13 protein-coding genes are annotated in these 13,718 nt (G+C 63.8%); 9 read left to right on the plus strand and 4 right to left on the minus strand.

Features of this window, described 5'->3' with window-relative positions; all coding sequences use genetic code 11:
* Window positions 1–110 precede the first annotated feature (110 nt).
* The 4 genes from FJ964_RS16995 to erpA form a co-directional block, all read right to left on the minus strand.
* The gene (locus tag FJ964_RS16995) at window positions 111–428 is read right to left on the minus strand and encodes a hypothetical protein (protein ID WP_181172504.1); all 318 of its coding nucleotides are present in this window, start codon (window positions 426–428) and stop codon (window positions 111–113) included.
* A gap of 64 nt (window positions 429–492) precedes the next feature.
* Complete coding sequence (gene xth / locus FJ964_RS17000; RefSeq protein WP_140495757.1) at window positions 493–1,287, minus strand: exodeoxyribonuclease III; 795 nt, start codon at window positions 1,285–1,287, stop codon at window positions 493–495.
* Window positions 1,288–1,294: 7 nt separating this feature from the next.
* Entirely contained in the window at window positions 1,295–1,687 is a 393-nt protein-coding gene (locus tag FJ964_RS17005) for a VOC family protein (protein WP_140551451.1), read from the minus strand.
* 7 nt (window positions 1,688–1,694) lie between these two features.
* Entirely contained in the window at window positions 1,695–2,042 is a 348-nt protein-coding gene (gene erpA / locus FJ964_RS17010; protein ID WP_140551452.1) for an iron-sulfur cluster insertion protein ErpA, read from the minus strand.
* Between the two features lie 85 nt (window positions 2,043–2,127).
* On the opposite strand from erpA, the gene FJ964_RS17015 reads away from it, so the two are divergent.
* From FJ964_RS17015 to tatC, 9 genes are all read left to right on the plus strand, one after another.
* Window positions 2,128–3,342, plus strand: a complete 1,215-nt coding sequence (locus FJ964_RS17015) for a deoxyguanosinetriphosphate triphosphohydrolase (protein ID WP_140551453.1) — start codon at window positions 2,128–2,130, stop codon at window positions 3,340–3,342.
* Between the two features lie 62 nt (window positions 3,343–3,404).
* On the plus strand, window positions 3,405–5,162 hold the full coding sequence (gene argS, locus FJ964_RS17020) for an arginine--tRNA ligase (protein ID WP_140551454.1): 1,758 nt from the start codon (window positions 3,405–3,407) through the stop codon (window positions 5,160–5,162).
* 103 nt (window positions 5,163–5,265) lie between these two features.
* Window positions 5,266–8,664, plus strand: coding sequence for an SPOR domain-containing protein (locus tag FJ964_RS17025; protein ID WP_140551455.1), 3,399 nt, complete (start codon window positions 5,266–5,268; stop codon window positions 8,662–8,664).
* A gap of 126 nt (window positions 8,665–8,790) precedes the next feature.
* Window positions 8,791–9,810, plus strand: coding sequence for a beta-N-acetylhexosaminidase (gene nagZ / locus FJ964_RS17030; protein ID WP_140551456.1), 1,020 nt, complete (start codon window positions 8,791–8,793; stop codon window positions 9,808–9,810).
* A 60-nt stretch (window positions 9,811–9,870) separates the two neighbouring features.
* Window positions 9,871–10,674, plus strand: a complete 804-nt coding sequence (locus FJ964_RS17035; RefSeq protein ID WP_140551545.1) for a ScpA family protein — start codon at window positions 9,871–9,873, stop codon at window positions 10,672–10,674.
* Window positions 10,671–11,426 carry an SMC-Scp complex subunit ScpB gene (scpB, locus tag FJ964_RS17040; RefSeq protein WP_140551457.1) on the plus strand — a complete coding sequence of 252 codons (756 nt, stop codon included), beginning with the start codon at window positions 10,671–10,673 and terminating at the stop codon, window positions 11,424–11,426. The genes FJ964_RS17035 and scpB overlap by 4 nt, the downstream gene beginning before the upstream one ends.
* Window positions 11,427–11,605: 179 nt before the next feature.
* Window positions 11,606–11,827, plus strand: a complete 222-nt coding sequence (locus FJ964_RS17045) for a twin-arginine translocase TatA/TatE family subunit (RefSeq protein ID WP_015317533.1) — start codon at window positions 11,606–11,608, stop codon at window positions 11,825–11,827.
* A gap of 85 nt (window positions 11,828–11,912) precedes the next feature.
* The gene (tatB, locus tag FJ964_RS17050; RefSeq protein WP_140551458.1) at window positions 11,913–12,668 is read left to right on the plus strand and encodes a Sec-independent protein translocase protein TatB; all 756 of its coding nucleotides are present in this window, start codon (window positions 11,913–11,915) and stop codon (window positions 12,666–12,668) included.
* Complete coding sequence (gene tatC, locus FJ964_RS17055) at window positions 12,665–13,528, plus strand: twin-arginine translocase subunit TatC (protein WP_140551459.1); 864 nt, start codon at window positions 12,665–12,667, stop codon at window positions 13,526–13,528. Before tatB ends, tatC begins: the two co-directional genes overlap by 4 nt.
* The last annotated feature ends 190 nt before the right edge of the window (window positions 13,529–13,718 follow it).

Here is a 13,718-nt window from a genome sequence, read left to right on the forward strand (position 1 = left end):
ATCTCCCCAGGGGTGTTTGGACGGGGAATTGGCAGCTTGGCTGCCCGCGCGACATTGGAGATTGGCAAACGATCGCGACAGCCAATCTCCTCCACAAGGGGGAGATTGGCTCAATTCTCGGTCGGCTCCGTCGGCACCATGCTGGGAGCGGGCGCCGAGATCGGCGTCATCGGCGGGTGGGGTGCCAACATGTCTTGCGGGCAGCTGTCCCCGACCTTCGTCCATGAGGTGTTGTTGAGCACCATTTCGCAGCGGGCGAGATGGCTCTTGTCGGCGACCGTCAGGCAGGCGACCTGGCCGACCGGGTAGGATTTTCCATTGGCGAGACATTCCTCAGCGGCGAAAGCCGCCGCGGGAGCGGCCACGGCGAATGCCAGGCCGATCGGACAAAGGACAAGTCGTATGGTCATGGGAACCCCAGCCGCCATGATGATCTTCCATCATGCGCCTGATTGTGGCGATAGGAGGTCCAGCGCGGGCTCGGGGTCTCCGTCAGGCCGGCAGCAAATCAAGATCGATGGCCACCGGCACGTGGTCGGACGGTTTTTCCCAGGCGCGCACATGCTTTTCGATCGAGGCCGATGAAAACCGGTTGGCGGCCTCGGGCGACAGCAGCAGGTGGTCGATGCGGATGCCGTTGTTCTTCTGCCAGGCGCCGGCCTGGTAGTCCCAGAAGGTGAAGGTGTCACCCGCATCGGTGACCGAACGCACCGCTTCGGTGAAGCCGAGATTCTTCAGCCTGCGGAACGCCTGCCGCGTCTGCGGCTGGAACAGCGCGTCATTCAGCCAGTTCTCCGGGAATTTCGCGTCGACAGGTTCGGGAATGACATTGTAGTCACCGGCCAGCACCAGGGCTTCCTCCAGCCTCAGGCGCTCCTCGGCCCAGCGCTCCAGCCGCGCCATCCAGGACAGCTTATAGGAGAATTTCCTCTCGTCATCGATCGGATTGCCGTTCGGCAGATAGAGCGAGGCGACACGCAGCGCGCCCTTGTCGGTCGAGAACACGCCTTCGATGAAGCGCGCATGCTCGTCGGCGTCATCGCCGGGCAAGCCTCTGATAACCTCGTCGAAGCGCAGTTTCGACAGCAGGGCGACGCCGTTGAACCCCTTCTGGCCGTGGGTTTCCACATTGTAGCCAAGCGCCTCGATCTCGGCGCGCGGGAACTGCTCGTCGACCGTCTTGATCTCCTGCAGGCAGACGATGTCGGGGGCGCTTTCGGTCAGCCAATGGGTGAGGTTGCCGATGCGGGCGCGAATGCCGTTGATGTTCCAGGTGACGATCTTCATGGCGGCCTCAATGTTCTTCCGGGGCAAGACGTTCGACGAGACCGATCGTATTGCCTGCGGGATCCTTTAGAAAGGCCATCCACTCGCTTTCCCCCGCCCGGCCGAACTGGCCCTCGGTGTCGCGATGAACAAGCGTCGGAGGCGCGGTGAAGGGAACGCCCGCAGCTTTCGCGCCGGCGTGGAAATCCTCGAGACCTGATATGTCGAGATAGACGGTTCCGGCCGGAATGCCGTCGGTGAACAGCAGCCGCACGCTCCCGGCCATGATGAAGGCGATGCCCGGCGGATCGTAACGCGCATGCACGCTCATCCCAAGCACGTCGCGCCAGAAGGCCAGGGTCGCGTCGAGGTCTCGCCCGGCCGAGAGTGCGACCTGACGGACCGCGCCAATGGCAGGCATGTTGTTCCTAAATGGAGAAGCTTGTGCCGCAGCCGCAGGAGGCGACCGCATTCGGGTTGCGGATCTGGAACGACTGGCCCATCAGGTCGTCGACGAAATCGATCACCGACCCGCCCATATAGACCAGCGACAGATCATCGATCAGAACCGTGGCGCCGTCCTTCTCGATGGCGACATCGTCGTCGTTGCGCGCATCGACCAGATCGAACTTGTAGGAAAAGCCGGAGCAGCCGCCGCCTTCGACGGAAACGCGCAACGCCGTCTTGCCGGCCTCGCCCGACACAATCTTGGCGATCCGCCTGGCGGCGGCATCGGTCATCTCGACTTTCATGGCAGTCTTGGCATCCGCGCCCATGGGCGTCACCTTGCTTTCAGTTTCACATGATAGGTATGAAGCGCGAAGGGCCAAGTCAACCGGCCAAAGTCAGGCGGCATCGACCATGACCAACGAGTTGGGCGACATCGGATTCGGGTATAGGCCCCGCGCGGCCTACGCCAGCGATCCGGCGCGCTCGCGCGGGCGTCTGTTCGAAGAGGTCGAAAGCCCGACCCGCACACCGTTCCAGCGCGACCGCGACCGCATCATCCATTCCACCGCGTTCCGGCGGCTGAAGCACAAGACGCAGGTCTTCATCGCCCATGAAGGCGATCATTATCGCACCCGGCTGACCCATTCGATCGAGGTGGCGCAGATCGCACGCGCCCTGGCTCGGGCGCTGCGCGGCGACGAGGATCTGGCTGAAGCGGTGGCGCTGGTCCATGATTTCGGCCACACGCCCTTCGGCCACACCGGCGAGGACGCCCTCAACGAGAAGATGGCTGATTGGGGCGGCTTCGACCACAACGCGCAATCGCTGCGCATCGTGACAAGGCTGGAAGCGCGCTATGCGGAGTTTGACGGACTGAACCTGACCTGGGAAACGTTGGAAGGCCTGGTCAAGCACAATGGTCCGCTGACCGATGCAGACGGCAAGGGCCTGAAGGGTCCGGTGCCACAGGCGATCCGCGACTATTCGGAACTGCACGACCTCGAACTCGACCGGTTCGCCGGCATCGAGGCGCAGTGTGCTGCCATCGCCGACGATATCGCCTACAACACCCACGACATCGACGACGGTTTGAGGGCGGGGCTGCTGACGCTGGACATGCTGAAGGCCGTCTCGCTGCCGGGGACGATCCTGGAGGGGGTGCGCGCACGCTATCCCAATCTCGACGAGGTGCGCACCGGTCACGAGCTGATGCGGCGCCAGATCACTGCCATGGTCGAGGACGTGATCAGGTCGACCACCGCCAATCTGGAACGCACCGGGCCGCGGAGCGCCGATGCGGTGAGGGCGGCGGGCGAGACGATGGTGACCTTTTCCGCCGAAATGGCCGTCGCCGAGAAAGAGCTGAAGGCCTTTCTCTACAAGCACCTCTACCGCCACAAGGAAGTCATGCGCGTGCGCGCCGATGCCGAGCGGATCGTCAGGGACCTGTTCGATGTCTATTTCGCCGACCCGCGCGCCATGCCGGACGGCTGGCGCGAGGGGCTCGACCGGGCCGAGGATCGCATCAAGGCGCGCAGCGTGGCCGACTTTCTGGCGGGGATGACCGACACCTACGCGCTGAAGGAATACCGGCGTTTGTTTGACCGTACGCCGGATTTGAGCTAGGGCGGGCTCGATTTTGCCGGCCAACAAGCCGGATTCCCTGCAAAGCCGCCAGAGTCATACCCATGAACATCTTCGCCGACTTCACCGCGCGAATCATAAAAGCCGTCGAAACGCTTGATCTGAAAGACAATGACGGTGTTCCGCCCGACCTGTCGCGCATCGCCGTCGAGCCGCCGCGCGATGCCAGCCATGGCGACCTCGCGACCAATGCGGCCATGGTGCTGGCCAAGCCCACCGGCCAGAACCCGCGGGCGCTGGCTGAGCGCCTGGCGCTCGCGCTGCGGGACGACAAGGACGTCGCGGCCGCCGAAGTTGCGGGCCCTGGCTTCGTCAATTTGCGGCTCAAGGACGGTTTTTGGCAGGCACATCTCACGACGCTTCTGGGCGAGGGCCGCAATTACGGCCGCTCCAGCATCGGCGGCGGTAGGAAGGCCAATGTCGAATATGTATCGGCCAACCCGACGGGACCAATGCATGTCGGCCATTGCCGTGGCGCCGTGGTTGGCGATGCGCTTGCCAATCTGATGGCCTTTGCCGGTTTCGACGTGACCAAGGAATATGTCATCAACGACGCCGGCTCGCAGATCGACGTTCTTGGGCGCTCGGTGATGCTGCGTTATCGCGAAGCGCTTGGCGACGAGATCGGCGAGATCCCGGCCGGGCTCTATCCCGGCGACTATCTGGTCCCGGTCGGGCAGGCGCTGGCCAAGGAATTCGGCCGGTCCTTGCTGCAGATGCCGGACGAAGAGGCGCTCGCCATCGTCAAGGACCGCACCATCGACGCCATGATGGCGATGATCCGCGAGGATCTGGCGCTGCTCAACGTGCATCATGACGTGTTCTTCTCCGAACGCACGCTGCACGCCGACAATGCCAGGAAGATCCGCTCGGCGATCAACGACCTGACGCTGAAGGGCCATATCTACAAAGGCAAGCTGCCGCCGCCCAAGGGCGAGAGGCCGGACGACTGGGAAGATCGCGAACAGACCCTGTTCCGGTCGACGGCGGTCGGCGACGACATGGACCGGGCGCTGGTCAAGTCGGATGGTTCGTTCACCTATTTCGCCGCCGACGTCGCCTATCTCAAGGACAAGGTCGATCGCGGCTTCGTCGAGCTGATCTATGTGCTCGGCGCCGATCATGGCGGCTATGTCAAGCGGCTGGAAGCGCTGGCGCGGGCGATCGCCGGCGACGATGTGAAGCTCACGGTTCTTCTGTGCAACCTGGTAAAGCTGTTTCGCGATGGCGAGCCGGTGCGCATGTCCAAGCGGTCCGGCGATTTCGTGACGCTGCGCGAAGTGGTGGAGGAAGTCGGACGCGACCCCATCCGCTTCATGATGCTTTATCGCAAGAACGATGCGCCGCTCGATTTCGACTTCGCCAAGGTGACCGAGCAGTCCAAGGACAATCCGGTGTTCTATGTGCAGTACGCTTCGGCGCGCTGCCATTCGGTGTTCCGGCAGGCGAGCGAGCAATTGGGCGAAGCGAATTTCGATCGCAACAGCCTGGCGGCTGCCGTGGCGTTGCTGACCGATGAAGGCGAGATCGGCCTGATCAGGAAACTCGCTGAATATCCACGGTTGATCGAGTCGGCGGCACTTGCGCTCGAGCCGCATCGGCTGGCATTCTACCTCTACGATCTGGCCTCAAGCTTCCACGGGCACTGGAACCGCGGCACCGATAATCCGGACTTACGTTTTGTTAAGGTTAACGACCGACAATTGACGCATGCCAGACTAGGGCTGGTGCAGGCTGTTTCGGATGTCTTGACGTCCGGCCTGACGCTGATCGGCGCCGCCGCGCCCACCGAAATGCGTTAGGTTTGACTAAAAAACCTGTCACCTTTTGCCCACATTGCGCTGGTAAGGGCCAACCCTGCGCGACGTCCATGGCGTCCGAATGAGTGCGAGTTCGGGAACAATAATGGCAGACAGAACCCAGCTGAGAATAGCCGACAACAACGACATCGCCAACGATGATCCGTTCGCGGAACTGACCAGGATCATGGGGTTCGACCCGCGCCAGCCGGTCAGGCCCCAGGCGCCCGCCCAGCCGAAAGCCGCCGCTGATCAGCAGGCGCAGGAGGCCGATTTCGACATCGATCTCGAAAAGGAATTGATGGGCGACTTCGACTTTGCCGAAGGCGACGCAGCGACCGTGGCCGATGTTGATGAGCCGGCCTTCGATGCCGCCGCTACCGACGGTACGGATGACGAACTCGCCATGGCGTTCGACGACATGCAGCTCGACGATGCGCATGGCGTCGATGACGCAGCTGTCGTCGCCGAGGCCGCGCCAGTTGTCGATCCCGCTTTCGATACGGATTTCGACGATGCGGTAGCCAGCTCCCTCGATGGCGTTTCGCCGCTCGATGACGATCTGCCCATGGCGGACGAGCTTGCGGCATCGCTCGATCAGGACTTCCGGCTTGATGACGCGATCGATGCGGCCGAACCCGCCCTGGCCGCCGAAGTGGCGGAGCCTGTCGCGGAGCCGGCCGTCGACCATGAATTCGACGATGGCTTTGCTCTTTCGCGCGAAGACGAACTGATGCTCGATGGTCACGTGGCGGAGCAGCAGCCTGAAGCGGCCGCGGCTCCGGTCGAGCCTCCCGTCGAGGCGGCGCTGAACGCGAACCAGGCGTTTTCCGAAGAGGATTTTGGCGATCGCTTTGATGACGCCACGGCTTTCGACGACGCTTTGGCGGATATCGATTTCGATCTGGCTGCCGATCACTCGGTCGCGACCGATGCGCCCGTGGCTGCGGAGACGGATGCGCTTGACGCGCACGACGTGACCGCCGAGACGGCCGATGCGCACGAAATGGATGACGTGTTCGCCAAGGCGACGGATGCGGAAGGCGAGGCGGCAGACCTGGCCGCCGACGAGCCACTCGACGATGCTTTCGAGCAGGACTTCAACGACGCGCTTGCCGAAGCGACGGACGAGCCGGCTGCCGAGCCTGAGGCTGCCACCGTTCAGCCGACCGCCCCGGCTATGGCCGAACCGGTCCATGCCGCTGCCGACGAGCGTAGCCTTGAAGACGAGTTGAACGCGCTGTTGGGCGCTATGAGCGCACGCCCGGTGCCGGTGGCTAAGGAGGAGGTCGCGGTTCAGCAGCCTATCGCCGCGACCGCGAAACCCGACGAAGAACCGGCGGCCGGTGACCTCGACTGGAACTTGGACGAACCTGCGGCGGCGCAGCAGCATCAGGCGGTCTCGACCGCTGACGTCGATCTTGACGATCTCATGCTCGATGAGCTTCAGGACCAGGACCTCGGCGCGCATGCCACTGCCTCTGAGGACGATGATTTCGAAGCGGAACTCGCCGCAAGCATCGACCTGGCCGAAGGCATCGACCTGGATGAAGGCGTCGCCACGGATCCCGCCGCGCCGGAAACTTTCCGCGACGATCCCCTCGATTGGCTGACGACGCAGTCCACGCCGCCCGAGCCGGCCCGTTCGTGGAGCCGGGTTACGCCGGTCCCGCAGCCGCAACAGGCGAGTTTTACCGCCCAGCCGATGGCTTCGGCGGCCCCCATGGCCGCGGCGCCGGCTGCCGCGGTCCCGACCTATCGTGCGGCTGAGCCTGCCGCTTATGCGGCGCCGGCCGCGGCGCAGCGCGAGCAGTCCCCTTTCGATGACGAGATGCCCGACGTCGAGACCGTCGATGTGCCGGAGCGCGTCGTGGCGCTTCAGGATGATCTCGACATTCCGGAATTGCACTTCGAAGAGGACGAGCCGGCCGCGCCCGGCTACGACGACCTCGACGCCGAATTCTCCAATCTGCTGACCGAGATGAATACAGTGGATGTCGCCGCGGCTCCCGCAAACGCCAGCGCGTCCTATGCCGACGACTCCTACAATCCCGGCTTCAAGTCGGGATACGATGCCTTTGAACCGGGCTATGAGGCTCTCAAGCCGGGCTATGAGACGCTCAAGCCGGGCTATGAGACGCTCAAGCCGGGCTATGAGGGGCTCAAGCCGGGCTATCAGCCCGAGGCGCGCACCTACGCGGCACGGCCGGCGGAAATGTCTGCCCGCGCGACAGCGCCGGCAGGTTATGCCGACGCGACCAATGGCTTCGACGTCGACGACTTGCCCGGCAGCCAGCCGGTTTCACAAGCCGACGAGTTTGCCGTCGACGAGCTCGACTACGATCCCGAGCTGGACGAGGCGATGTCGGTTCCGGGTCTCGCCGAACGCGAGGCCGGCGGGCCGTCTCGCAGGCGCGGCCTGTTCATCGCCGCCATTGTCGGTGCGGTCGTTGTCGCCGGTGGTCTCGGCGCGTTCGCGCTGTCTCTGGGCGGCGAGGGCGGCAGTGACGCCCCGGTCCTGGTCAAGGCCGACAACGCACCGATCAAGGTCAAGCCGGAAAACCCGGGTGGTGCGGTGGTGCCGAACCAGGACAACAAGGTCTACGACGCGGTGGCCAAGGGTGCCAGACCCGCCGAGCCGGTCCAGCAGAAGCTCGTCACCAATGTCGAGGAGCCGGTCGACGTGGCGGCGAAAGATCCGACTCGCGCCGTCGATCTCTCGCCCGACCAGACCGCAGCCGCCGTGACGGACGGCGACAGCGGCAATGCTTCAACCGCCGTTGCGGCGCCAGCCGACAACGCCGCGCCCGCAGCCAAGTCCGAGGATCGCATCGCGCAGGTTCTCCAGGATGCCGACAAGGGAACGAATCCCGACGTCGTCGCCGTGGCGCCGCGCAAGGTCAGGACCATGGTGGTCAAATCGGACGGGTCGCTGGTGCCGCGTGAGGATCCGGCGCCCGCCGCACCGCAAGTGGCTGCCGTGGAGCCGGTCGATCCGGCGCCGCAACATGTCGCGCCGTCGGCTCAGGCCGATGCCGATCAGACCGGCACGGTGGCGCCGGCCGCCGCACAGGCGGACGATGAGCCGGCCCTGAAACCGGTGGCCGAGCCCAAGACCGAAGCCAAGGCGCAGTCGGCCAACACGCCGGCCAAGGTTCCGGTCGCGCCGCAGCGTCCGTCCGACCAGCCGGTCGACGTGGTCGGCGAGGTCAAGCCCGATCAGGTTGCCTCCATCAGTCCGGCGGCGCCCTCGACCGGCGGCGGTTCTTGGTCGATGCAGATCGCCTCGCAGCCGACGGTCGAAAGCGCGCAGTCGACCTATCAGGACCTGCAGCGCCGCTACGGCGGCGTGCTTTCCGGCCGCACCGCCAACATCGTCAAGGCGGAGATCGCCGGCAAGGGGACTTTCTACCGCGTCCGCGTGCCTGCGCAGTCGCGCAACGATGCCATCAATCTGTGCACCAGCTACAAGGCTGCCGGCGGCAACTGCTTCGTGTCGAGGTAGTCATTCACCTCTCCCGTACTGGAGGAGAGCAGTGCGAAAACCGGCGCGGCCTCAACGCCGCGCCGGTTTTCTTTTGATTTTTCGACGTGATTCCCTTTGGCCGTGGAAGATTCTAGACTCGTCGGCATGACCGAATCAAAATCCATGATCCTCGGCTGTGCCGGGAAATCGCTCACCCGCGAAGAAATCAGTTTCTATCGCAATGAATGCCCGTGGGCCTTCATCCTGTTTGCCCGCAACATCGGCGAGACCGAGCAGATCCGCGATCTGGTCGCCGAGATGCGCGACTGCATCGGGCGCCCGGACGCGCTGGTGTTCATCGATCAGGAAGGCGGCAGGGTGCAGCGCCTGCGGCCGCCGCTGGCGCCGAACTATCCAGCCGGCGGCGCGCTCGGTGCGCTGTGGCGCGACGACCACGACGCCGGAGCCCGCGCCGCCTGGCTGATGGCGCGGCTGCACGCTTTCGACCTTCTGCGCTACGGCATCACGGCGGATTGCCTGCCGGTGCTCGACGTGCCGATCGAAGGGGCGAGCGACGTCATCGGCGCGCGCGCCTATGGCAAGGAGCCGCGCCCGGTTATCGAGCTCGGTCGTGCCGCGGCGGAAGGCCTGATGTCGGGCGGCGTGCTGCCGGTCATGAAGCACATTCCCGGCCATGGCCGGGCCTTCGCGGACACGCATTTCGAATTGCCTGTCGTCGACGCTTCGATGAGCGAGCTGCAGCGGCACGATTTTGCGCCGTTCAGGGAACTCAACCACCTGCCGATGGCGATGACCGCGCATGTCGTCTACAGCGCGATCGATCCCAAGAACCCGGCAACCACTTCCGGCAAGGTCATCGACGAGGTCATTCGCCGCGAGATCGGCTTCGATGGGCTCTTGATGAGCGACGACACCTCGATGAAGGCACTTTCTGGGGATTTCCCGACAAAGGCGGCCTCGATCCTTGCGGCCGGCTGCGATCTGGTCCTTCACTGCAACGGCGTTTTCGAGGAGATGGCGGGCATCGCATCGCGAACCAAAGGGCTTGAGGGCAAGTCGCTGGAGCGCGCAAACCGGGCAATGACCTATATAGAAAAACGCGACGCGGCTGAAGAAACCGAGATACGCGCCGAATTCGCCACCTATTTCGATGCGGTGGCCTGACAAAGGGAAGAACGGGACGTGGCGGAAGCATTGGAAAGCAACGCCGGGAAGGCTGCACCGATGGACCGCCTGTGGGCCGAAAGCGATGAGAGCCGGCTGACCGGCGATCCGTCGCTGGTCGTCGACGTCGCGGGCTTCGAAGGCCCGCTCGATCTTCTCCTGCATCTTGCCCGCAACCAGAAGGTCGATCTCGCGCGCATTTCAATCCTTGCGCTGGCCGAGCAGTATCTGGCTTTCGTCGAGACGGCGAGGGCACTGAGACTGGAGCTCGCCGCCGATTATCTGGTGATGGCGGCGTGGCTCGCCTTCCTCAAATCGAAGCTTTTGATTCCAAAGCAGCCGGGAGAGGAAGGCGAAAGCGGCGAAGAACTGGCGGCGGTGCTGCAATTCCGGCTCAAGCGGCTGGAAGCCATGCGCGATGCATCGGCACGCCTGGTCAACCGAAACCGCCTCGGCCGCGACGTGTTCGCGCGCGGCATGCCGGAAATGGTCATCATCGAGAAGCGCAATGCCTATTCGGCGTCGCTCTACGATCTGCTCACCGCCTATGCCCAGCAGCGGCAGAAGCAGGCAATCACCAATGTCACGATCGCCAGGCGCGGCGTCTGGTCGCTCAAGGACGCGCGCGACATCCTGACCAGGCTGATCGGAAGCTTGCGGGACTGGACGGCGCTCGACAGTTTTCTCGTCCGATACTTGTCCAGCCCCGAAGAGCGGCGCACCGCGATCGCCAGCTCGTTCGCGGCGACATTGGAACTGGTGCGCGAGGGCAAGATGGATGTGCGGCAGGACGAGGTGTTCGCGCCGATCTATCTGCGCGACCACCGCGCACAGGCAATCAAGGCAGTCGAGGTGGCATCATGAGCGAACGCGCCAACGCTTCGGTTATCCCGTTCAAGATGGACAACGAACCGGAGGAGGGCGAGATCGACCAGGCTTCGGTTCAGAATCCGGCCGAGCGGCTGCATATGGCGGAGGCGGTGCGCATGGCCGAGGCGATCGTTTTCGCCAGCGCCGAGCCCGTCAGCGAAAAGCAGTTGGCCGCGCGCCTTCCCGATGGCATCAACATCGCGCTTGCGATGGCCGAGCTGCAGCAGATCTATGCGCGCCGCGGCGTCAACCTGGTGCGGGTCGGCGATGCCTGGGCGTTTCGCACCGCCGGCGATCTTGCCTTCCTGATGAGCCGCGACACCGTGCAACAGCGCAAGCTGTCGCGCGCGGCGCTCGAGGTTCTGGCGATCATCGCCTATCACCAGCCGGTGACGCGCGCCGAGATCGAGGACATCAGAGGCGTCGAAACCTCGAAAGGCACGCTGGATACGCTCTTGGAGACGGAATGGGTGCGCATGCGCGGCCGGCGCAAGACGCCCGGCCGTCCCGTCACCTATGGCACCACCGAAACCTTCCTCGACCATTTCGCGCTCGAGGAAATCCGCGATCTCCCCGGCATGGAGGAGTTGAAGGGCGCCGGCCTGCTTTCGGGCCGCATGCCGTCGAATTTCTCCATTCCGCAGCCGCCGGCCGATCCGGATGCGCTGACCGAGGACGAGGATCCGCTGACCGATATCGATCTCGAGGAACTCGGCCTGCTGACGCCGCGCGTCACGGAAGATTGACCGCAAGCCTCTGTTCCTGGAGGCTTTCCCGGGCTAGATGCGCCGATTGGTAGCGGACCGCATCGCCGAAAATGCGTGACATCCGACACCCTTTCATAAACTCTGTCGCGGTTGTGTTTGAATCCCAACGCGAAAACGCATAGATCATCGTCAGGGAAACCATTCGAGAGAGAGTTGCTATGGGTTCATTTTCGATTTGGCACTGGATGATCGTGCTGGTCATCGTGCTTCTGGTGTTCGGCCGCGGCAAGATACCCGAGCTGATGGGCGACATGGCCAAGGGCATCAAGAGCTTCAAGAAGGGCATGGCCGACGACGACGTTGCCGATGACAAGCGGACCGTCGAACATCGCGCCGACGAAACCGTTTCGGCAGCGAAGGAAAAGGCCAGCAAGAGCTGAGCCAAGGGTTGTTGCTTTGTGCGTGTCGTTGTCCCAAAACCGCTTCGCACTTTTGGGCGGCATGCATTAGTCGGAACGGATAGCCATGTTTGAAGTCGGCTGGACCGAAATGCTGGTGATCGCGATCGTCATGATCGTGGTCGTCGGGCCGAAGGATTTGCCCAACATGCTGCGCACATTCGGCCGCACCACGGCGAAGCTGCGTGCCATGGCCGCCGATTTCCAGAAGCAGTTCAACGAGGCACTGAAGGAAGCGGAGCTCGACGACGTCAAGAAGTCGGTCGACGAGCTCAGGGGGCTCAGCCCGGTTGCCGAGATCAGGAAGCAGCTCAATCCGTTCGAGCAGGCGGCCGCCGATGTGCGTTCCGGCGTCGACGCGGCGATGAAGCCGAAGCCGGCCGCCGATACGGCAGCGCCCGCCGGCTCGGTACCGCAGTCGGCCGAACCTTTGAAGAACGGCGCGACCACCATGGCGGGGCCCAATGACCCCGCTACCACGCCGGCCGCGCCGATCTTCCCGGTCATGACCGACGAATCGGTGGTGGCGTCTTCAGTGCCGACAGAGCTGACGCCAAAGGCACCCGCGGCAGGGAAAGCGGCAAAGCCTGCGCCTGCCAGGGCTTCGGCGAATGGCGCAAAAGCCTCGGCGCCTGGGAAAGCGGCGACCGCCAAGGCCGCGCCAGCACCCAAAACGCCGGCGAAGCCCGTAGCGGCTTCAAAAGCTGAAAGCTCCAAGGCTGCCAAACCGGCAACAGCCAAGGCGGCCACGACCAAGGCCGAGGCGAAACCGGCTCCGGCGAAGAAGCCGGTTGCCAAAAAGACGGCGGGAGCCGCCAAGTGAGCGTTTCGGACAAGGAAAAGGACGAGATCGAGAAATCGTCGGCGCCGCTGATGGAGCATCTCATCGAATTGCGCCGGCGGCTGATCTGGTCGCTCGGCGGTTTCTTCGTCGCCTTCCTGGTCTGCTTCTTCTTCGCCAAGAAGCTGTTCAACCTGCTGGTCGTGCCGTTCAAATGGGCGACCCAATGGGCGGGGCTCGACCCGCACAAGGTCGAGCTGATCTACACCGCGCCGCAGGAATTCTTCTTCACCCAGGTCAAGCTTGCCATGTTCGGCGGCATGGTGATCGCCTTTCCGCTGATCGCCACGCAGATCTACAAGTTCATTGCACCCGGCCTCTACAGGAACGAGCGCAACGCCTTCCTGCCGTTCCTGATCGCGTCGCCCATCCTGTTCCTGATGGGCGCCTCGCTGGTTTATTTCTTCTTCACGCCGATGGTGATGTGGTTCTTCCTCGCCATGCAGCAGTCGGGCACCAACGACCAGGTGCAGATTTCGCTGCTGCCGAAAGTGTCGGAATATCTCAGCCTGATCATGACGCTGATCTTCTCCTTCGGGCTGGTGTTCCAGCTGCCGGTGGTGACCAGCCTTATGACGCGCGTCGGCATGCTGTCGTCCAAGGCGCTGGCCGAGAAACGCAAATGGGCGATCGTCATCGCTTTCGTCGTCGCGGCGGTGCTGACGCCGCCCGATCCGATGAGCCAGATCGGGCTCGCCATCCCGACCATCCTGCTCTACGAGGTCGCCATCTGGTCGGCCAGGCTGATCGAGCGCAGCCAGGAGCGCGAGCGCCTGGCGCGAGAGAAGCAGCAGTCCGAGGAAGAGGTGGCGGAAAAGCCGGCGGACGCATCCTCCACATAGGCAAGGCCGCGTCGCCCCTGCGGGCTGCCGGGCCCAGAATCGGTGCACGGCCGGCGCCGATAGGAATTTTTTCTTGACTTCCTGCCCGCCACTATGGTAGATATTTGCCTATGGTGCTGATTTGCGCCAACCACCCGCCGCCGAGGCGGGTTTTTTATTTTTGGACTGTCGCGCTATCCCTCACCAGTCG

It is taken from the genome of Mesorhizobium sp. B2-3-2 (assembly GCF_006442295.1).
In the GTDB taxonomy this organism is placed as follows: Bacteria; Pseudomonadota; Alphaproteobacteria; order Rhizobiales; family Rhizobiaceae; genus Mesorhizobium.